The following is an 18,659-nucleotide window of genomic DNA, read 5'->3' on the forward strand; positions in this document are numbered from 1 at the left end:
CGGGATGGGGTGCGGGGGGTTGCCCCCCGCACCCCCGCAAGGCGTACGGGCCAAGCCCCCGGCACCCCGCGCGCTCGGGGCGGGTAGTTCCTTCCGCCGCGACGGCGAGCAACCACACCCGACCGGCCCGGCGGTGCCGCAGCGCCCATCAGCGGCCTCCGGCCGCGGGCACCGCACCCCGGAAAGCGCCTCAGCCCAGCAGTGCCGGGATCGTGCCCTCGTAGGCCTCGCGCAGCGCGGCCAGCGTGATGCTGAACTGACCCTGGACCTCCAGCGCGTCGCCGTCCACCACGCCGATGCGTGTGGCCGCCAGGCCGCGCGCCCGGCACATGTCGGTGAACCGAAGCTCCTCGCTGCGCGGCACCGAGACCACCGCCCGCCCCGCGGACTCGGAGAACAGCGCGACGAACGGGTCAGCCCCCTCCGGGATCACGATCCGGGCGCCGTTGCCGCCCTTGAGACAGGACTCCACCAGCGCCTGCACCAGCCCTCCGTCGGACAGGTCGTGCGCCGCGTCGATCATCCCGTCCCGCGAGCCGGAGATCAGGATCTCGGCCAGCAGCTTCTCCCGCTCAAGGTCGACCTTGGGCGGCAGCCCGCCCAGGTGGCCGTGCGCGACCTGCGACCATGCGGAACCGCCGAACTCCTCCCGGGTCTCCCCCAGCAGGTAGATCAGCTGCCCCTCCTCCGCGAACGCCATCGGCGTGCGGCGGGTGACATCGTCGATCACCCCGAGCACCGCGACCACCGGCGTCGGGTGGATGGCGGTCTCGCCGGTCTGGTTGTACAGGGAGACGTTTCCGCCGGTGACCGGAGTGCCCAGCACCTGGCAGGCGTCGGCGAGCCCCCGCGTCGCCTCGGCGAACTGCCACATCACGCCCGGGTCCTCGGGCGAGCCGAAGTTGAGACAGTCGGAGACGGCCAGCGGCCTGGCGCCGGTCGCCGCGACGTTGCGGTACGCCTCGGCCAGCGCCAACTGCGCACCCGCGTACGGGTCGAGCTTGGCATAGCGCCCGTTGCCGTCGGTGGCCACCGCGACGCCGAGGTTGGTCTCCTCGTCGATGCGGACCATGCCGGAGTCCTCCGGCTGCGCCAGCACCGTGTTGCCCAGCACGTACTTGTCGTACTGCGCGGTGATCCAGGACTTCGACGCCTGGTTGGGGCTGGCCACCAACCGCAGTACGGCGTCGCGCAGTTCGTCAGCGTTCTCCGGGCGCGGCAGCCTGTTCGCGTCGTCGGCCTGCAGCGCGTCCTGCCACTGCGGACGGGCGTACGGCCGCTCGTACACCGGCCCCTCGTGGGCGACGGTGCGCGGCGGTACGTCCACGATCTGCTCGCCGTGCCAGAAGATCTCCAGCCGGTCGCCGTCAGTGACCTCGCCGATGACGGTGGCGATGACGTCCCACTTCTCGCAGATCTCCAGGAAGCGGTCGACGTTGTGCGGCTCGACGACCGCGCACATCCGCTCCTGGGACTCGCTCATCAGGATTTCCTCGGGGCTGAGCGTGGCGTCCCGCAGCGGCACCGTGTCCAGCTCGATGCGCATGCCGCCGGTACCGGCGGACGCCAACTCGCTGGTGGCGCAGGACAGTCCGGCACCGCCGAGGTCCTGGATACCGACGACCAGCTTCTCCCGGAAGATCTCCAGGGTGCACTCGATGAGCAGCTTCTCCTGGAAGGGGTCACCGACCTGGACGGCCGGACGCTTGGTCGGACCGGTCGACTCGAACGTCTCGGAGGCCAGCACCGAGACACCGCCGATGCCGTCGCCGCCGGTGCGGGCGCCGTACAGGATCACCTTGTTGCCGGGGCCGGAGGCCTTGGCGAGGTGGATGTCCTCGTGCCTCATCACGCCCACGCACAGCGCGTTGACCAGCGGATTGCCCTGGTAGCAGGGGTCGAAGACGACCTCGCCGCCGATGTTGGGCAGGCCCAGGCAGTTGCCGTAGCCGCCGATGCCCGCGACCACGCCGTGCGCGACGCGCTTGGTGTCGGCCTCGTCGGGGTCGCCGAACCGCAGCGGGTCCATCACCGCGACCGGCCGGGCGCCCATCGCCAGGATGTCGCGCACGATGCCGCCGACACCGGTGGCCGCGCCCTGGTAGGGCTCGATGTACGAGGGGTGGTTGTGCGACTCGACCTTGAAGGTCACCGCGTACCCCTGGCCGACGTCGACCACGCCCGCGTTCTCGCCGATGCCGACCAGCATCGCCGAGCTGGCCGGGGCCTTCTCGCCGAACTGCCGCAGGTGCACCTTGCTGGACTTGTACGAGCAGTGCTCGGACCACATCACCGAGTACATGGCCAGCTCGGCGCCGGTCGGGCGGCGGCCGAGGATGCCGGTGATCCGCTCGTACTCGTCGGGCTTCAGGCCGAGTTCGGCCCACGGCAGGGCGGTGTCGGGGGTCTGCTCCGCGTTCTTGACGGTGTCGAGGGTCATTACGCTTTCACCAACTGCTTCAGGATCGAGGTGAAGAATCCGAGGCCCTCGGTCGTCGGGCCGGTGAGCGGCTCGACGGCGTGCTCGGGGTGCGGCATCAGGCCGACCACGTTTCCGGCCTCGTTGGTGATGCCGGCGATGTCGCGGCGCGAGCCGTTGGGGTTCAGCTCCAGGTAGCGGGCGACGACCCGGCCTTCGGCCTCCAGCATGTCCAGGGTGCGCTCGTCGGCGACGTAGCCGCCCTCGCCGTTCTTCAGCGGGACGGTGATCTCCTGGCCCTGCGTGTAGTCCGCGGTCCAGGCGGTCGAGGCGTTCTCGATGCGCAGCTTCTGGTCGCGGCAGATGAAGTGCAGGTGGTCGTTGCGGGTCAACGCGCCGGGCAGCAGGTGGGATTCGCACAGGATCTGGAACCCGTTGCAGATGCCGAGCACCGGCAGTCCCTGCTTGGCGCCCTCGATGATCAGCTCCATGATCGGCGAGAACCGGGCGATGGCGCCGCAGCGCAGGTAGTCCCCATAGGAGAAACCACCCGGCAGCACGACCGCGTCGACCTGCTTGAGGTCCTTGTCGCGGTGCCACAGCGAAACCGGCTCGGCCCCGGCGAGCTTCACCGCGCGCAGCGCGTCCCGGTCGTCGAGCGAACCGGGAAAGGTGACGACACCGACCCGACTCACGACTCCACCCGCACGGTGAAGTCCTCGATCACGGTGTTGGCGAGGAAACTCTCGGCGATCTTGTGGATACGTGCGAGGGCGTCGTCGTCGACCGGCCCCTCTACTTCGAGTTCGAATCGCTTGCCCTGACGAACGTCCGAGATGCCTTCGAAGCCCAGGCGAGGAAGTGCGCGCTGCACCGCCTGTCCCTGGGGGTCGAGGATCTCCGGCTTGAGCATGACGTCGACTACGACGCGTGCCACGTGCACTCCCGGTGGTGTGGTGCGTGAGGTGACCTCGAAGGTGACGGCTGTGGCGACCTCCGAAGTGCTCTCAGCGTACCCGCCTGGAAAATCTACGCGCATAGATATCCCCGTCGCCCCATCACGGTTATGCATCGACCGGGGTAACCTCTGTGGAAAACGCAAGGAAAACCGTATGGTCCCGATTGCGGTGCGATGAAGCAGGGAAATGTGCCACAGCTTCCACTCGCAATACCGTCCATTGGGCAAATCAAAACGCATTGACCCCGACCAGCCGGCCGCGGCACATCTCCGCACGTCAGGGCGGACGACATGGGTACCGATAGGCACCTAATGCAGCCGTTGCCGCACGAAAGGACCGATATCCATGGCGCAGCGCGTGGTGGTCACCCTCTCCGACGACATCGACGGCGGCGAGGCAGAGGAAACGGTCGCGTTCGGCCTTGACGGCAAGACTTACGAGATCGACCTGTCCGCCGCGAATGCGGACAAGCTCCGCGACGCGCTGATGCCTTACCTGAAGGCGGGGCGCCGCCGCAGCCGGTCGGGCAAGACCTACCAGCGGACGTCGGTCGCGCCGGACCCGGCGGCGGTTCGCGCCTGGGCGCGTTCGCACGGGTTCGACGTGCCGCCGCGGGGGCGGATCCCCAAGAAGGTGTACGAGGCGTTCGACGCCGCCCGGTAGCGGTCCTGGGGCTTCGCCCCGGCCTTCGGGCGACGGAGGGTGGGGGGCGTCACGACCAGGCGCCGGGCGAATCCGGACGCACACCCCCATATGCCAACTCCCCGCACGGAGTTGGCGGCTCGATTGGACAGACGCCCCCGGTGATCAGCTAAAGTCTGAAGCGCGCCGGGGGCGAGGCCGAAAGGCCGAAGCCACCGAACCGCGCGGGTGTAGCTCAGTAGTAGAGCGCCCCTTTTCCAAAGGGGAGGCGCAGTGTGCGATTCCTGTCACCCGCTCCGACGGCCCTACCGGTCGATTCGATCAGGTAGAGTGGTCAGCGCACCGGGCGGTGAAAGCCGCTCGGCGGCAACATGCGGACGTAGCTCAGTTGGTAGAGCGCAACCTTGCCAAGGTTGAGGTCGCGAGTTCGAGCCTCGTCGTCCGCTCCAGCGAAAGGGATCCACCCCGCAAGGGGCGGGTCCCTTCTTTTTTGCGCTGCTTTGCGCTCCTTTGCACTCTCCCAATGACAAATGTCATCAGCACTGATGACACCGCGCACCGCCCAGCGCCCCGGCACGGCGGAACGCTGGAGGCATGCGTACCGACACCGCCACTGACCGGCATGTGATCGAGGCCACCGCCCTCCGCCGCCGCTATCGAGCCTCCGGCTCCAAAGCCACCAAACGCAACAGCGCGAACACCAGCCCCACCGCCACCCGCGGTTTCGAGGCCGTACGCGGCGTCTCCTTCACCGTGGCCCGGGGCGAACTGTTCGCGCTGCTGGGGACCAACGGCGCGGGCAAGACCTCGACCGTCGAGTTGCTGGAGGGACTGGCCGCGCCCTCGGGCGGCCAGGTGCGAGTGCTGGGGCACGACCCGTACCTGGACCGCGCCGCCGTCCGGCCGCGGATCGGCGTGATGCTGCAGGAGGGCGGGTTCCCGTCCGACCTGACCGTGCGGGAGACGGTCCGCATGTGGGCGGGGTGCACGACAGACGCCCGTCCTGCGGCCGAAGCGCTGGAGATGGTCGGCCTCACCGGCCGCGCCGAGGTGCGGGTCAAGATGCTGTCCGGAGGCGAACGGCGCCGCCTGGACCTGGCGTTGGCCCTGCTCGGCAACCCGGAGCTGCTGTTCCTGGACGAGCCGACCACCGGCCTGGACGCCGAAGTGCGCCGGGAAACCTGGGAGTTGGTGCGGCACCTGCGCGACCAGGGCACCACCATCGTGCTGACCACTCACTACCTGGACGAGGCGGAGGCGCTCGCCGACCGGCTGGCGATCATGCGCAGGGGCCGGATCGTGGCTTCCGGCACCCCCGCCGAGGTGACCGCGGCGCGCCCGGCCCGGATCCGGTTCGAACTGCCGCCCGCGGTCTCGGCGGGCGAGCTGCCGCTGTCCGTACCCGCGGCGGTGCACGGCCGCCGGGTGGAGGTGCGGACCGAACGGCTGCAGGAGGCGCTGACCGAACTCCTGCTGTGGGCAAGGGACAAACAACTGGAACTCGTCGGGCTGGACGCCCGGTCCGCCTCGCTCGAAGAGGCGTTCTTGGACATCGCCACGGGCGAGGGGGAGGAGCTGGCCGCATGAGGACGACCAGGATGAGGCGGTTGGCGGCGCTGGGCCGCGCCGAGGCGACCTTGCTGTGGCGCAACCGGTCGGCGGCGTTCATGGCCCTGGCCATGCCGTTGATCATGATCTACGCGATGCACTCCACCACCGCCCGGATGCACCTCGGAAAGATCGGCATGACCGCCACCGCGGTGTCGGTGACCGGCGGGATCGGCATGATCCTGGTCCTCGTCGTCTACGCCAACCTGGTGCCCGCCTACGTCACCCGCCGCGAGCAGCTGGTGCTCAAGCGGCTGCGCACCGGAGAGCCGACGGACCTGGAGATCCTCACCGGTACCGCACTGCCCGCGGTGGTGGTGGCCCTCGCGCAGTGCGCCGCACTGGTCGTCGCCGGAACCGCGGTGCTCGACCTGTCGGCACCCCAGCGGCCGGAACTGCTGCTGCTTGGCGCAGCGTTGGGCATACCGCTGATGGTGGCCTGCGCCGCGGTGACGACCGTCGTCACCCGTAGCGCCGAGGTCGCCCAGCTGACCACGATGCCGCTGTGGATGATCACACTCGCCGGATCGGGGCTGTTCGTGCCGCTGGAGATCATGCCGCACCAACTCGCCGATGTCTGCCGCCTGTTGCCGATGACCCCGGTCGTGGACCTGTTCCGCACTGGCTGGCTGGGCGGCGCCGACGCGATGCGGGTGGTGCGGGACGTGCTGACCGCGGGGGTCTGGCTCGGTGTGGCGGGATGGGCTGTGCGACGGTGGTTCCGCTGGGAGCCGAGGCGTTGAGGGGGTAGTTCCGGTGTGGGGTTGGGGGAAGCGCAGCGGTGCCGGGCGGGTGGAGCTGTACAGCCGCTGTTCGCTGCACGTGTCGTTCGGGCTGTTCACGCTGGGCGGGCTGACGATGCTCGTCACGGGGCTGGGCACCGTACGGCAGCACCCTTACGCTCTGGTGCTCACACCGTTGACGATGCTCCTGCTGCTCTGCCAGGGCGGGCTGGCCATCGTGTTGAACACCCAGGCGCTCGACCACTACCTCGGGCTTCGCCCGACTCCGAGCCGCCGGTTGACGGTCGGGGTGACCGCGGTGTCCGCGGCGACGCTGTCGTGTACGGCGGCGTCGCAGGCGGTCGGGGCGCTGTCGACGGTGTGGGTGTCGGAGACCGTGATGTTCAGCATGGCCCTGCTCGCCGGACCGTTCTCGCTGTTGATGCCGATCCGGCGTACCGCGTGGGTCTGCGTGCTGGCGGTGGTGGCGGTGTCGGTCATGGTGGAGGCCACCGGGCGGGGGGTGGCGCCGCTGGCCGGAAGCCTGTTCATGGGCACGGTGGGCTGCCTGTCGTTCGCCTGCTCCTCCCGGGGGTGCGGCTGGGTCCTGTCCGTGCTGCGCGAACTGGAGCAGGCGCGTGACGTGCAGGCGCGGCTGGCGGTGGCCGAGGAGCGGCTACGGTTCGGGCGGGACCTGCACGATGTGCTCGGCCGCAACCTGTCGGTCATCGCGCTCAAGAGCGAGCTGGCGGTCCAACTCGCCCGTCGGCAGCGGCCGGAGGCGGTGGAGCAGATGATCGAGGTACAGCGCATCGCCCGGGAGTCGCAGGGCGAGGTGCGTGAGGTGGTCCGCGGCTACCGCACCGCCGACCTGCACACCGAACTCGTGGGCGCCCTGTCGGTGCTGCGCGCCGCCGGGGTGGACTGCGCGGTGCACGGCGACGACGCCTCCGCGCTGCCCGCCGAGGCGCAGTCGGTGCTGGCCTGGGTGGTCCGGGAGGGCACCACCAACGTGCTGCGGCACGGCGAGGCGCAGCACTGTGCGATACGGCTGCGGGCCCGCCCGGACGGCGCGGCGGTGCTGACGATGGAGAACGACGGGGTGGACGACCGGCCGCCGGGCAAGGGCAACGGCCTCGACGGACTGCGTGAGCGGCTCACCGCGGTGGACGGCACGCTGACCGCCGAACGCCGCTCCGACGGGGTGTTCCGGCTCACCGCCCAGGTGCCGCGGCCCGCCTCGCCGGACGAGCAGGGGCCGTACCGGGACTACGCGGCAGGGAGGGCGGGATGAACGGGCAGGGCGAACCGGTACGGGTGCTGCTGGCCGACGACGAACACCTCATCCGGGGCGCGCTGGCCGCGCTGCTGTCGTTCGAGGACGACCTACGGGTGGTGGCGGAGGCGGCCTCGGGTCCCGAGGCGCTGGCGATGGCCCGGGCGCACCGGCCCGACGTGGCCGTACTGGACCTGGAGATGCCGGGCGCGGACGGTGTGACGGTGGCCACATCGCTACGGTCCCAACTCCCCGGCTGCCGGACCATGATCGTCACCGGTCACGGCCGCCCCGGCCACCTCAAGCGCGCACTGTCCGCCGGGGTGCGCGGCTTCGTACCCAAGACCGTCTCGGCACAGCGGCTCGCCGAGATCATCCGAACCGTGCACGCCGGAGGCCGCTATGTGGACCCGGAGTTGGCGGCCGACGCGATCAGCGCGGGCGACTCCCCGCTGACCACCAGGGAGACCCAGCTGCTGGAGCTGGCGGCGGACGGTGCGCCGATCGCGGAGATCGCCGAGCGCGCCGCGCTGTCGCCCGGAACAGTCCGTAACTACCTGTCGGCGGCGGCGGCCAAGCTCTCCGCGGAGAACCGGCACGCGGCAGTGCGCATCGCACGGTCCCAGGGTTGGCTATGATGGTGCACAGCAGCGCGCGCGGACGTAGCTCAGTTGGTAGAGCGCAACCTTGCCAAGGTTGAGGTCGCGAGTTCGAGCCTCGTCGTCCGCTCCCCTAGGAAGGCCCTAGCCGACAAGGTCGGGTAGGGCCTTCCGTGTGTTCCGCTTCCGCGCCGCCATGATCAGAGCGTTGACATGGGCCTGACCCAGGCATAGTTTCCGCAGATGCTGAGTACGGTGCGGGAGCAAGCGCGCGGCCTGACCAAGGACCAGCGCAACGCGTTCGTCGCTGCCTATCTGGGCTGGGCGATGGACGCCTTCGACTACTTCCTCGTGGTCCTCGTCTACAGCGAGATCGCCGACGAGTTCAACGTCTCGCTGACCGACATGGCCTTCCTGACCACCGTCACGTTGGTCATGCGGCCGGTCGGCGCGTTCGTCTTCGGCCTGTGGGCCGACCGACGCGGGCGCCGGGTACCGCTCATGGTCGATGTGCTGTTCTACTCCGTGGTCGGCTTCGCCTGTGCCTTCGCCCCGAACTACACGGTGCTGCTGGTGCTGCGGCTGCTGTACGGGATCGGCATGGGCGGCGAGTGGGGGCTCGGCGCGGCGCTGGCGATGGAGAAGATCCCGGCCGAGAAGCGCGGCTTCTGGTCCGGGATGCTGCAGGGCGGCTACTCCTTCGGCTATCTGCTCGCCGCCGTCGCGTTCCTCTTCATCGAACCGGTCTTCGGCTGGCGCGGCCTGTTCGCCTTCAGCCTGGTCCCGGCGCTGGTGGCGCTGTTCGTACGGACCAAGGTCGAGGAGAGCGAGGTGTGGGAGCGCACGGTACGGCTGAACACCACACCGGCCCGTGAGATCTTCCGCGACCCGACCGTGCTGCGGCGGTTCGTGTACCTCGTCGCGCTGATGACCGCGTTCAACTGGATGTCGCACGGCACGCAGGACATCTACCCGACCTTCATCAAGAAGGGGTTGGGGATGTCCGCGGACACCGCGATCGCGATCGCGATCATCTACAACATCGGGGCGATGATCGGCGGACCGCTGCTGGGCGCGTACTCCGAGCGGCTCGGCCGCCGCCGGATCATCATGATCGCCGCAACGGCGGGGCTGCTGGTCGTTCCGGTCTTCGCCCTGTCGACCGCCGCCGGGTGGCTCGCGTTCAGCTCGTTCCTGATGCAGGTGTGTGTGCAGGGGGCCTGGGGGGTCATTCCGGCGCACCTCAACGAGCTCAGCCCGGCCGCGATCCGGGGCTTCTATCCCGGCGTCACATATCAGCTCGGCAACCTCATCGCCGCGCTGAACCTGCCGATCCAGGAGGCGCTGGCGAAGCAGTACAGCTACCCGACGGCCCTGATGATGACGATCTTCCCGACGCTGGCCGTCGTCATCGCCCTGAGCGCGTTCGGCAAGGAGGCACGGGGCATCCGCTTCGATTCCACCTCCGCCGAGGCCCCCGCGACGACCCCGTCAGGGCTGACGTAGGTCTCCCGGCCACGGGTTCCACGGGCGAGCGCGCCCGGCATCCCCGAGCCCCTTAGGACCAAGCCGTCCCCGTGAGCCGTTCGTAGGCCTCCACGTACTTGGCGCGAGTGCGCTCGACGACCTCCTCCGGCAGCGCCGGAGGAGGCACGTCCGCCCCCCGGTCCCACCCGGACGCGTCCGAGGTCAACCAGTCCCGCACGTACTGCTTGTCGAACGACGGCTGGGCGCGGCCGGGCTGCCAGCCGTCCGCCGGCCAGAACCGCGAGGAGTCCGGCGTCAGAACCTCGTCGGCGAGCAGCAACTCCTCGCCGTCGTAGCCGAATTCGAACTTGGTGTCCGCGAGGATGATCCCCCGCTCCCGGGCGAGGTCCCGAGCCCGCCCGTACACGGCGAGCGTCGTCTGCCGCAGCAGGGCGGCGGTCTCGGTGCCCACTTGCCGGGCGACCTCCTCGTAGGAGACGTTCTCGTCGTGCTCGCCCACCGCCGCCTTGGTGGCCGGAGTGAAGATCGGCGCGGGCAGCTCGGAACCGTCGACCAACCCCTCCGGCAGCGCGAGCCCGCAGACCGTACGGTCCCGCTGGTACTCCTTGAGGCCGGAACCGGTCAGGTAACCGCGGGCCACACATTCGACCGGGACCATGCGCAGGGACTTGCAGACCATCGTGCGGCCCGCCCAGTCGGCGGGCGCGCCCTGCGGCAGGTCGGTGGAGACGACGTGGTTGGCGACGACGTCGGCGAGTTGCTCGAACCACCACAGGGAGAGCTGGGTGAGGATCCGCCCCTTGTCCGGGATGGGCGTCGGCAGCACCCAGTCGTACGCCGACATGCGGTCGCTGGCGACCATCACCAGCCGCCCCTCGGCGTCCTGGTAGAGGTCGCGGACCTTTCCGGTGTGCAGATGCACCAGGCCCGGCACCTGCTCGGGCTCGGGCTTCTCGACGAATCCGGACACGGTTCCTCCACGTAGGTTGGTCCAAGTGCCCTGATTCTTTCCTACCCCCGGTCCGGGCGCGCGGCCCGGGGTGGGTCCTGCGTACCGACCCGGCGTTCAGCCCCGTTCAGTCCCGTTCAGTCCCGCTTGCAGATACGGTCCAGCAGGTTGGCGGTGGCCCGCTGCACCCGCGGGTCGACATGCCCGGGCCGGTCCAGCGCGGGCGACCAGGCGAAGGTGCCGGAGGCGAAGACGTACGCGCCGCTGGGCGCCCGGTACAGCGAGGTCTCCTGGTGCACCAGCGCGCCCTGGGTGTCCTCGTACGGGGAGTGGGCGAGCAGGATCCGGTCGGTGTACTCCGGCAGCGGGGTGCGCGGGAAGTAACGGTCCGCCTCGCCCGCCACCAGCCCGGGCAGCTCGTCGCCCTCCTGCGCGCCGGTGGCCTGCCACAGCCAGTGGTCGGCGTTGCGCACCACCAGCGGGGACGGCTCGGGCACCCGGCCCGCGTACTGCACCCCGAGCAGTTGTTGCTCCGGCTCGCCCATGTCCCGCCACAGCGCGGTGCGGCCGCGCGGGTCGCCGGGGTCGCGGCGCCGCTTGCGGCAGGTGAGCAGCCGGTTCGGGGCCATCGCGGGAGACGGACCCAACTCGATCTGCCAGTACATGGTGTTGGCGGACAGGAACACCAGCGAGGTGCCCTGGTCCCGGGCCCGCTCGACGGCCCGGCGCATGGCCACCGACCAGTACTCGTCGTGCCCGGCGAAGACCATGCCCCGGTAGCGGCCGGGGTCGATGCGTCCGGCGTGCAGATCGCGGGTGTCGGCGTACGCGAGGTCGTAGCCGTAACGTTCGGCCCAGCGGATGAAGTCGTAGGCGTGGCCCACGTGCAGCGGTAGGCCCGCGCCCGCGTAGGGGCGGTCGAAGGAGACGGTCACGGCCGCCGCCTCCTCGCCGAGCAGTCGGCCCTCCTCGTCCCACGCGTGGTAGAGGCTGGCGCCGGTGCGGCCGTCCTCGGGGTAGAGGTTGTAGGCCTGCCAGGTGATGTCGGGGAGTACGAGCAACAGGTCGGCGGAGTAGCCGGGGGCGGTGTGGAACGGTTCGTCAGAAGGGTGGGCCGGGAGGCTCTGGCCGTCGCGGACGGTGAACGGGACGTGGCTGCGGTAGCCGTCAGCGGTGGTGAGCACCGCGACATAGGCGCCGGTGTTCCAGTACGAGGGGACCTGCAGCCGCCACGACAGCCACCAGTGGTGGCAGGAGACGGTGCGGCCCGCGGCCAGCGGTGGCGGCTGGACGATGCCGGACAGCCGGGGGCTGGTGGTGATGTGGGCGGCGCCGTCGCCGCCGTAGTGCCCGATCCGGTAGACGTCGACGCTGAACTGCTGCGGTGGGTCGACGGTGATGTGGAAGTCGACGCTCCCGCCGGGCACCACCGAGCCGGACGAGGTGAAGCCCTTGATCTGCAGGCGCACGTCATCGGCGTTGCGCGGGCCCGACACATGCCTGCGCACCGAGCGCTGCTCGGGAACCCGATCGCCGTCGAGGGCGTCGATGGCCGCCAACTCGACGTACCAGGGCAGCAGTTGCCCCGATCCCTCCAGGTAGTACTCCCGGCCGCGCAGCCAGGGCAGTGGCCCCTGGCCGAAGGGGTCGGTCACGGCGTGCGCGAGGGCCCCGGAGTCCCAGCGCCGGATCTGGTCCGTCCCCACGAAAATCCCCTCCCCGCCTTGTGCTGCTGGCGGTGCGCCTGCTGTTTGCCCCAGCACATCACACAATGCGGTCCGTCCATCACCCTTAGTGGCTAATTATCGGAACAGATTCGCGGTGAAGGGTCCAGTTCCGGTCATCCGTGCTGTGTGCGGAAACGCGACTGGTGGGCCCGTTGTGACGCGGATGGGCCAGTGAGGCGCCCGCTAGCGGGCCTTCCGCTGGGCCACCAGCCGTTGAATCAGACAAGCCGCACCGGCTTCTCCAGGCGCACCCCGACCGCGTTCAGCCAGGACCGCAGCGGCGCGGCGTCCCCGTTCTCCACCAGCCGCAGCACCGGCCAGGACAGGTCGGACCGCGGTGTGCCGCCGACCAGCAGCGACGGGCCGTCCAGCCAGTCCAGCCCGGGGACGGCGCCCGCGGTGTCCACGGCCGCGCAGCACACCATCGCGGTGACGTGCTCGGTGAGCAGCTCACGGCCGGTGCGCGGCGGAAGCAGTTGGTAGACCGGGGTGGCCGGGTCGCCCTCCGGGCCGACGGCGGCGGTCGGCGCGGTGGCCTGCACCAAGGGCTCGGCCTGGGCCTGCGCACGCTCCTCGCGCGCCTGCAACACGCTGATCCGGGCCGCGAGTTCCTCACTGCCGCCCTGCGAGAGCCGGTCCAGCACCCGGGCCAGGGTCGCCTTCGCGGGGCCGGGCCCCTCGGCGAGCCCGGCGCTTTCGGTCACCCCGGCGCTCCCGGACACCCCGGCGGGCGGTGACAGCTCGTCCAGCACCCGGTGCAGCCGCGCGGCGTCGCTGCGCCATATGCGGTCGACCACTTCTTCCGGGTACGCCTCCCAGGCGACCGGGGACCAGCCGGTGGCGGGGTGCGCCGGGACGCCGTGGAAGAGGCGGGCGGCGAGCAGGGAGGCTGCCTCGTCGATCGCGCCGGGCTCTTCCAGCAGGTCACAGGCGGGTCTCTCGCCGAGCCTGCTCTCGAAGCCCTCGGCCAGCCGGTCCCGCCGGGACAGCTCGGTGAGCGCTGAGACCACGCCCGCGTCCAGCCGGGACGGCCAGCGGCCCATGCGCCAGGCGGGCAGCGCGACCCGGGTCAGCAGCCGGTCCCAACCGGCGTACGCCAGGCCGACCTGCTCTTGGGCGACGATCCGCAGGCCGTAGTCCACCGCCTGCGCGCGCTCCGAGGCCGCCGCCGCGACCGCGCGCTCCATCTCGGCGATGTGCGCCCGGCAGCCGCGCAGCAGCAGCCGGGCCACCCAGCCGACGAACGCCAGCGCGGGGCGCCGCACCAACCGGGCCAGCCCGCCGTTTCCATCCGGCGCGGTGGCGCCCTGCGCCGACACCGCTACGGCGGCGTCCAGCCCGCGTACGAAGCGCCGGGCGGCGGCTATGTCCGGGTCCGCGGACGGGCCGGTGCCCGCGACGACCGGGGCGAGCAGCGCGCGTAGCTCGGCCACCCGCATCCACCACATGAACGGCGACCCGATGACCAGCACCGGAGCCTGCGGCACCCGGCGGACCAGCCGGCGGCCGCCGCGCCCGGCCCGGCGCCGCTGGTGGCTGCGGTCCTCCAGCCAGCTGTCGCAGTCCGGGGTGAGCGCTATCGCCGACGGCGCCGGTACCTGGAGCCGTCCGGCCAGGTCACGCACCATCCGGTACAGCTCGGGCGCGGACGCCTCGGGCACCGGGACGGTCGGGCTGACCGCGGGTCTGGCCCGCACGACCACCCCGGCCACCCCGCCCGCCAGCACCAGTACCACCAGCGCCCCGCCCAGTACGGTCCAGCGCAGCGCGTCCCAGCCCCCGCCGCCGATCCGGCCGGTGGCACCGGCGACCAGCAGCACCACCGCGAAGGCGGCGGGCAGCAGGGCGACAGCCAGCGCGGTGCCGCGGATGCGGAGCACCGCGAGGGCGCGGGTGCGTGCTGCGTCTTCACCGGCCACCGAGCTGTTCACCCCCTAGCTGAGAAGGCCCCGCGAGGAACGAGACGCCGACGGCGTTGCTTCATCCACCCACTGTGGCACTGCCCACTGACATCGCAATGTGGTGCGGCCAGTTGCCCCAACGGGCACGGCTGGAGTCCGCATGCGGGGCACCCTAGTTGCGGGCGGGGGCCGCGTCAGCCGGATGGCCAAGGGCTCACCCGATGGTGGCGCTCCGGGCCGGGAGGGGCGGGTTCAGACCAGCCGTTCCGGAGCAGGAAGCTCCGGTTCAGCCCCCGGCCGCCGCCCTTTCAACCCCCCGGCCGCCGCTTTTTCAACCCCCGGCCGCCGCCTTGGCGATGTCCGTCCGGTGGTGGGATCCGTCCAAGTGGATCAGTTCGACACCGGCGTAGGCGCGCTCCCGAGCTTTGGCCAAATCCGAACCCGTCGCGGTCACGGACAGTACTCGGCCACCCGCGCTCACCACGCGCCCCTCTGCATCACGCTTCGTACCCGCGTGCAGTACATACGTATGAGGGTCGCTGGACGCCACCGCCTCCAGACCCTCGATGGGGTCGCCGGTGCGCGGTGTGCCCGGGTAGTTGTGCGAGGCGATCACCACGGTCACCGCGGCGCCGTCGCTCCACCGCAGCGGCGGCTCCTCGTCCAGCCGTCCGGTCGCCGCGTTCAGCAGCACGCTCGCCAGCGGGGTCTTCAGCCGGGCGAGCACCACCTGGGTCTCCGGGTCACCGAAGCGGGCGTTGAACTCGATCACCCGCACTCCGCGCGAGGTGATCGCCAGCCCCGCGTACAGCAGTCCGCTGAACGGCGTGCCGCGGCGGCGCAGTTCGTCCACCGTGGGCTGGAGCACGGTCGCCATGACCTCGTCCACCAGCTTGGCGTCGGCCCACGGCAGCGGCGAGTACGCGCCCATGCCACCGGTGTTCGGGCCCTGGTCGGCGTCGTACGCCCGCTTGAAGTCCTGCGCGGGCTGCAGCGGCAGCACGGTGGTGCCGTCGGTGATCGCGAACAGCGAGACCTCGGGGCCGTCCAGGAACTCCTCGATCACCACCCGGCCGCAGGCCAGCGCGTGCTCCCTGGCGGCTGCCAGGTCCTCGGTCACCACCACGCCCTTGCCCGCGGCGAGCCCGTCGTCCTTGACGACGTACGGCGCGCCGAAGGCGGCCAGCGCCGCGTCGACCTCCTCGCCGGTGGTGCACACGTAGGAACGGGCGGTGGGCACCCCGGCGGCGGCCATCACGTCCTTGGCGAAGGCCTTGGACCCCTCCAGCTGGGCCGCCTCGCGGGACGGTCCGAAGCAGGGGATGGAGCGGGCGCGCACCGCGTCGGCGACGCCCGCCACCAGCGGGGCCTCCGGGCCGACGACCACCAGGTCGGCGGCGAGCCGTGCGGCCAGGTCGGCGACGGCCTCGCCGTCGAGCACGTCCACCGGGTGCTGCTCGGCGATCTCGGCGATTCCGGCGTTGCCGGGCGCACAGTGCAGGGAGGTGACGTCGGGGTCGAGGGAGAGGGCGCGGCACAGGGCGTGTTCGCGGGCGCCACCGCCGATTACGAGGACCTTCACGGGGTCAGCCTAGTTGTGGTGGTCTTCCGCCACCCAGCCGCCCTTTCTCCTTCGCTTCACTCTTTCGAGTAATGGCGCGAGGCGCATATACCCGACCACATGGCACTTTCAGGCGGAATTCCACTGATCACGCCCCCGTGGTCAGCCGTTCGGCGGTAAGAAGGGGATTTCGGCGGGGACAACACGAGTGCGAGGGAGTTCTACGGGTGAGCCAACCGGACAAGCACCCCGAGGGGACCCCTCAGGAGGGGCACGGCCCGGGGCACGGCCCGGGGCGCGGCCTGTGGCCGCTCGGCCGGGCGAGCGAGGCGGCACCGGCCGGTCGGCCGCCCGCGGGGCGAGTGGACGGCGCCCCCCGGCGCGGCGGACCACCGCAGGGGGACCTGCGGGGCGTCCCGTTCCCGCTCGGCGACTGGGGGGACCCGGCGCGCCGCCTCGGCGAGCTGTACCGCTGGGCGGAGGACAGCGCGCTGCGCACCGCCGACTGGTACCTGGCGGACCGGGTGTGGAAGCGCCGCTGGGCCCGCGCGCTGCGGGTCACCACCGTGCTCGGGGTGGCCACCGGACTGGCGCTGCCGCTGGTGCAGTTGACGCACACCGCCAACGACCTGGCGGGCTGGGGGTATCTCGGTCTGCTGGCCGCCGCCGTGTGCGTCGGTGTCGACCGGTGGTTCGGGCTGACCTCGGGCTGGATGCGCGACGTGGCGACGGCGCAGGCGGTGCAACGGCGGCTGGAGAAGCTGCGGTTCGACTGGGCGTCGGAGAGCGTACGGGAGGTGCTGGGCCCCACGGAGGGCACCGCGAGCGAGGCCGCCGAGCGGTGCCTGGCCGTGCTGCGCGGGTTCAGCGAGGACGTCTCGGAGCTGGTGCGCGGCGAGACCGCCGAGTGGATGGTCGAGTTCGGCGCCGGGACCGCGCCGCTGCGCACCCAGGCGCTGGTGTCCTGGCGGCGCGGCGAGGGCGGGCAGCAACAGCGGTTTCAGTTGCCGCACGGAAACCGCCCTAATATGCCGCGGCAGCGGCCGCCCGAGGGGCCTGGCCGGTGAGGTGAGAGGTCCCTCTGATCTTCTTTGGGGGCGAGCCCCCAAGCCCCCCTCGCTGGGGGCGAGCCCCCAGGCCCCCTCGCTGGAGGGCAAGCCCCCCAGACCCCCTTACTGGGAGCAAGCCCCCAAACCCCTCTTGGGATGAGCCCCAAACCCCGTTGCCCTAGCTGAACATGATCATGGAGCCCTGGGCGAGGCTGCGGGTCGCTGCCGCGTGCAGGCCCAGCCAGACGTGCCGCTCCCGGGCGAAGGGGTGGTCCTCGTAGGAGAACTGTGCGGCCGGTTCGTCGAGTGCCGTCGGCCGCTCCGGCGGGGCGGGCGCCAGGGGCGGGTTCGCCGGGTCGATGCCGATCGCCGGGGCCACCGACTCCAGTTCGCGCAGCAGCCCATGGACCGACCCCAACGGGCCGCCGCCCGCGAGGAGTTCGTCGTTCACCACCGGAACGGGGAAGTCCATCGGTACGTACGCGCCCGCGTGGTCGTAGTGCCAGACCAGGTGCGACTGCTGCGCGGCCGACTCGAACATCTCCAGCAACTGCTCGTAGTCACCGCCGAGTTCACCGACCGGCGTCACCTCCAGCCCGCACAGCATCAGCATGTGCGCCCGGCGCAGGAAGTGCAGCGCGGCGTAGTCGAACCCCGCGACCGGGGCGACGTCCCCCGACAGTCCGGGCATGTACCCATGGATGGGCACCGGTGGCAGCCCGGCCTCGCCAAGTGCCTTGTTGTAGGCGCCGATCTCTTCCGCGAATGGGTTTTCCGGGCTGTGACACAGCACATCGACCAGGGGGACCAACCAGAGGTCGCAGGCCACGGGCGCTCCAGGAGGTGGTAGGAGGCAGGGCCGCCAGCGTAACCGGAGCCCGGCGTCGCGTCAGGGGTACGTCGTGAGTGCGTCAGGGGGCAGTCAGCCAGCAGTCAGTGTCCGTCGCCATGGCGGTCGACGAGTTGCCGCATCAAGGAGAGCGAGTGCTCGTTGTACGCGTCCAGGATGCGTTGCGCGCCCAGCGCGTCGCCGTCCCGGATGGCGTCGGCCAGCGCGACGTGCTCGGTCCAGCACACACCGGCCAGGTCCGGCTCGCGGCGCAGCAGCGGGACCGCGAACACCCAGGACTGCACCCGCAGCCGGTCCAGGAAGTCACACACGTGCTCGTTGGCGGTGAGCACCGCCAGTTCCCGCCAGAAGCGCAGGTCACAGCCGATCAGTACGTCCAGCGCACCGGCCCGGGCGGCACTGGCGGCGGCCTCCGCGCGGCGGCGCACCGACGCCATGCCCTCCTCTGACAGCAGCAGCGGGCCATGTGCGGCCAGCCGACGGAATATCCCCTCGGTCACCAGCACCCGGGCCTCCACCAGGCCGCGGTAGTCGTCGTGGGTGAACCGCCGTACCTGGAAGCCGCGGTGGTGCTCCACGTCCAGCAGACCCTGCGCCGCGAGGTCGACCAGGGCCTCGCGCACCGGGGTGGCCGAGACGCCGTACAGGTCGGCTATCTCCTTCACCGTGAAATGCCGTCCGGCGGCCAGCCGTCCGGTGAGGACCTCATCGCGGAGCGCGTCGGCGATCTGCTGCCGCAGACTGCTGCGACGGACCGGTGTACTGCCCGGCATGCAGCCTCCTCGATCGGTCCTGGTCTCCGGCGTCCTGATGCGCCCGGGACAAGATATGCGAGGCGGCTACCCCGCATAACCTGCGGGACTCCGCTACGTGACCAGGCTCACCACCCGTTCGGCCCTCGGGGAAGGT

Annotated in this window: 16 protein-coding genes and 3 tRNA genes; 10 read left to right on the plus strand and 9 right to left on the minus strand. The window is 71.1% G+C overall.

Annotated features, from left to right (window positions below; all coding sequences use genetic code 11):
* Positions 1 to 190 precede the first annotated feature (190 nt).
* From purL to purS, 3 genes are read right to left on the minus strand one after another with little or no spacing between them, the layout of a single operon-like run.
* Positions 191 to 2,440: a phosphoribosylformylglycinamidine synthase subunit PurL gene (purL, locus tag NON19_RS19320; protein WP_255929747.1), complete on the minus strand. Its 2,250-nt coding sequence runs from the start codon at positions 2,438 to 2,440 to the stop codon at positions 191 to 193.
* The gene (purQ, locus tag NON19_RS19325) at positions 2,440 to 3,114 is read right to left on the minus strand and encodes a phosphoribosylformylglycinamidine synthase subunit PurQ (RefSeq protein WP_255929748.1); all 675 of its coding nucleotides are present in this window, start codon (positions 3,112 to 3,114) and stop codon (positions 2,440 to 2,442) included. The genes purL and purQ overlap by 1 nt, the downstream gene beginning before the upstream one ends.
* A complete protein-coding gene (purS, locus tag NON19_RS19330) occupies positions 3,111 to 3,356 on the minus strand; it encodes a phosphoribosylformylglycinamidine synthase subunit PurS (protein WP_255929749.1) in 246 nt (81 codons plus the stop codon). Before purS ends, purQ begins: the two co-directional genes overlap by 4 nt.
* A 367-nt stretch (positions 3,357 to 3,723) precedes the next feature.
* On the opposite strand from purS, the gene NON19_RS19335 reads away from it, so the two are divergent.
* The 9 genes from NON19_RS19335 (at position 3,724) to NON19_RS19375 (ending at position 9,731) form a co-directional block, all read left to right on the plus strand.
* Positions 3,724 to 4,041: a histone-like nucleoid-structuring protein Lsr2 gene (locus NON19_RS19335; protein ID WP_255929750.1), complete on the plus strand. Its 318-nt coding sequence runs from the start codon at positions 3,724 to 3,726 to the stop codon at positions 4,039 to 4,041.
* 203 nt (positions 4,042 to 4,244) lie between these two features.
* Positions 4,245 to 4,316, plus strand: a tRNA-Gly gene (locus tag NON19_RS19340).
* 77 nt (positions 4,317 to 4,393) lie between these two features.
* Positions 4,394 to 4,469: transfer RNA gene (locus tag NON19_RS19345), tRNA-Gly, on the plus strand.
* Positions 4,470 to 4,614: 145 nt separating this feature from the next.
* A complete protein-coding gene (locus NON19_RS19350; RefSeq protein ID WP_255929751.1) occupies positions 4,615 to 5,607 on the plus strand; it encodes an ABC transporter ATP-binding protein in 993 nt (330 codons plus the stop codon).
* The gene (locus tag NON19_RS19355) at positions 5,604 to 6,371 is read left to right on the plus strand and encodes an ABC transporter permease (protein WP_255929753.1); all 768 of its coding nucleotides are present in this window, start codon (positions 5,604 to 5,606) and stop codon (positions 6,369 to 6,371) included. Before NON19_RS19350 ends, NON19_RS19355 begins: the two co-directional genes overlap by 4 nt.
* Before the next feature lie 49 nt (positions 6,372 to 6,420).
* A complete protein-coding gene (locus NON19_RS19360) occupies positions 6,421 to 7,644 on the plus strand; it encodes a sensor histidine kinase (protein WP_255929755.1) in 1,224 nt (407 codons plus the stop codon).
* A complete protein-coding gene (locus tag NON19_RS19365; protein ID WP_255929757.1) occupies positions 7,641 to 8,264 on the plus strand; it encodes a response regulator transcription factor in 624 nt (207 codons plus the stop codon). The genes NON19_RS19360 and NON19_RS19365 overlap by 4 nt, the downstream gene beginning before the upstream one ends.
* A gap of 18 nt (positions 8,265 to 8,282) precedes the next feature.
* A tRNA-Gly gene (locus NON19_RS19370) sits at positions 8,283 to 8,355 on the plus strand.
* A 113-nt stretch (positions 8,356 to 8,468) separates the two neighbouring features.
* Positions 8,469 to 9,731, plus strand: coding sequence for an MFS transporter (locus tag NON19_RS19375; RefSeq protein WP_255929759.1), 1,263 nt, complete (start codon positions 8,469 to 8,471; stop codon positions 9,729 to 9,731).
* 52 nt (positions 9,732 to 9,783) lie between these two features.
* Here NON19_RS19375 and NON19_RS19380 read toward each other — a convergent pair whose 3' ends face one another.
* The 4 genes from NON19_RS19380 to purD form a co-directional block, all read right to left on the minus strand.
* Complete coding sequence (locus NON19_RS19380; protein WP_255929761.1) at positions 9,784 to 10,683, minus strand: phosphoribosylaminoimidazolesuccinocarboxamide synthase; 900 nt, start codon at positions 10,681 to 10,683, stop codon at positions 9,784 to 9,786.
* A 116-nt stretch (positions 10,684 to 10,799) separates the two neighbouring features.
* Complete coding sequence (locus NON19_RS19385; protein ID WP_255929763.1) at positions 10,800 to 12,368, minus strand: N,N-dimethylformamidase beta subunit family domain-containing protein; 1,569 nt, start codon at positions 12,366 to 12,368, stop codon at positions 10,800 to 10,802.
* A 239-nt stretch (positions 12,369 to 12,607) separates the two neighbouring features.
* Positions 12,608 to 14,308: a hypothetical protein gene (locus NON19_RS19390; RefSeq protein ID WP_255929765.1), complete on the minus strand. Its 1,701-nt coding sequence runs from the start codon at positions 14,306 to 14,308 to the stop codon at positions 12,608 to 12,610.
* 313 nt (positions 14,309 to 14,621) lie between these two features.
* Complete coding sequence (gene purD, locus NON19_RS19395; protein WP_255929767.1) at positions 14,622 to 15,872, minus strand: phosphoribosylamine--glycine ligase; 1,251 nt, start codon at positions 15,870 to 15,872, stop codon at positions 14,622 to 14,624.
* Between the two features lie 206 nt (positions 15,873 to 16,078).
* On the opposite strand from purD, the gene NON19_RS19400 reads away from it, so the two are divergent.
* Positions 16,079 to 16,918 carry an SLATT domain-containing protein gene (locus NON19_RS19400; protein ID WP_255929769.1) on the plus strand — a complete coding sequence of 280 codons (840 nt, stop codon included), beginning with the start codon at positions 16,079 to 16,081 and terminating at the stop codon, positions 16,916 to 16,918.
* Positions 16,919 to 17,078: 160 nt separating this feature from the next.
* On the opposite strand, the gene NON19_RS19405 is transcribed toward NON19_RS19400, so the two are convergent.
* The gene (locus tag NON19_RS19405) at positions 17,079 to 17,729 is read right to left on the minus strand and encodes a putative DNA-mimic protein (RefSeq protein WP_255929771.1); all 651 of its coding nucleotides are present in this window, start codon (positions 17,727 to 17,729) and stop codon (positions 17,079 to 17,081) included.
* A gap of 104 nt (positions 17,730 to 17,833) precedes the next feature.
* Positions 17,834 to 18,523 (minus strand): GntR family transcriptional regulator, encoded by a 690-nt coding sequence (locus NON19_RS19410; protein WP_255929773.1) that lies wholly within the window; start codon positions 18,521 to 18,523, stop codon positions 17,834 to 17,836.
* Between the last annotated feature and the right edge of the window lie 136 nt (positions 18,524 to 18,659).

It is taken from the genome of Streptantibioticus rubrisoli (assembly GCF_024436055.1).
In the GTDB taxonomy this organism is placed as follows: Bacteria; Actinomycetota; Actinomycetes; order Streptomycetales; family Streptomycetaceae; genus Streptantibioticus_A; species Streptantibioticus_A rubrisoli.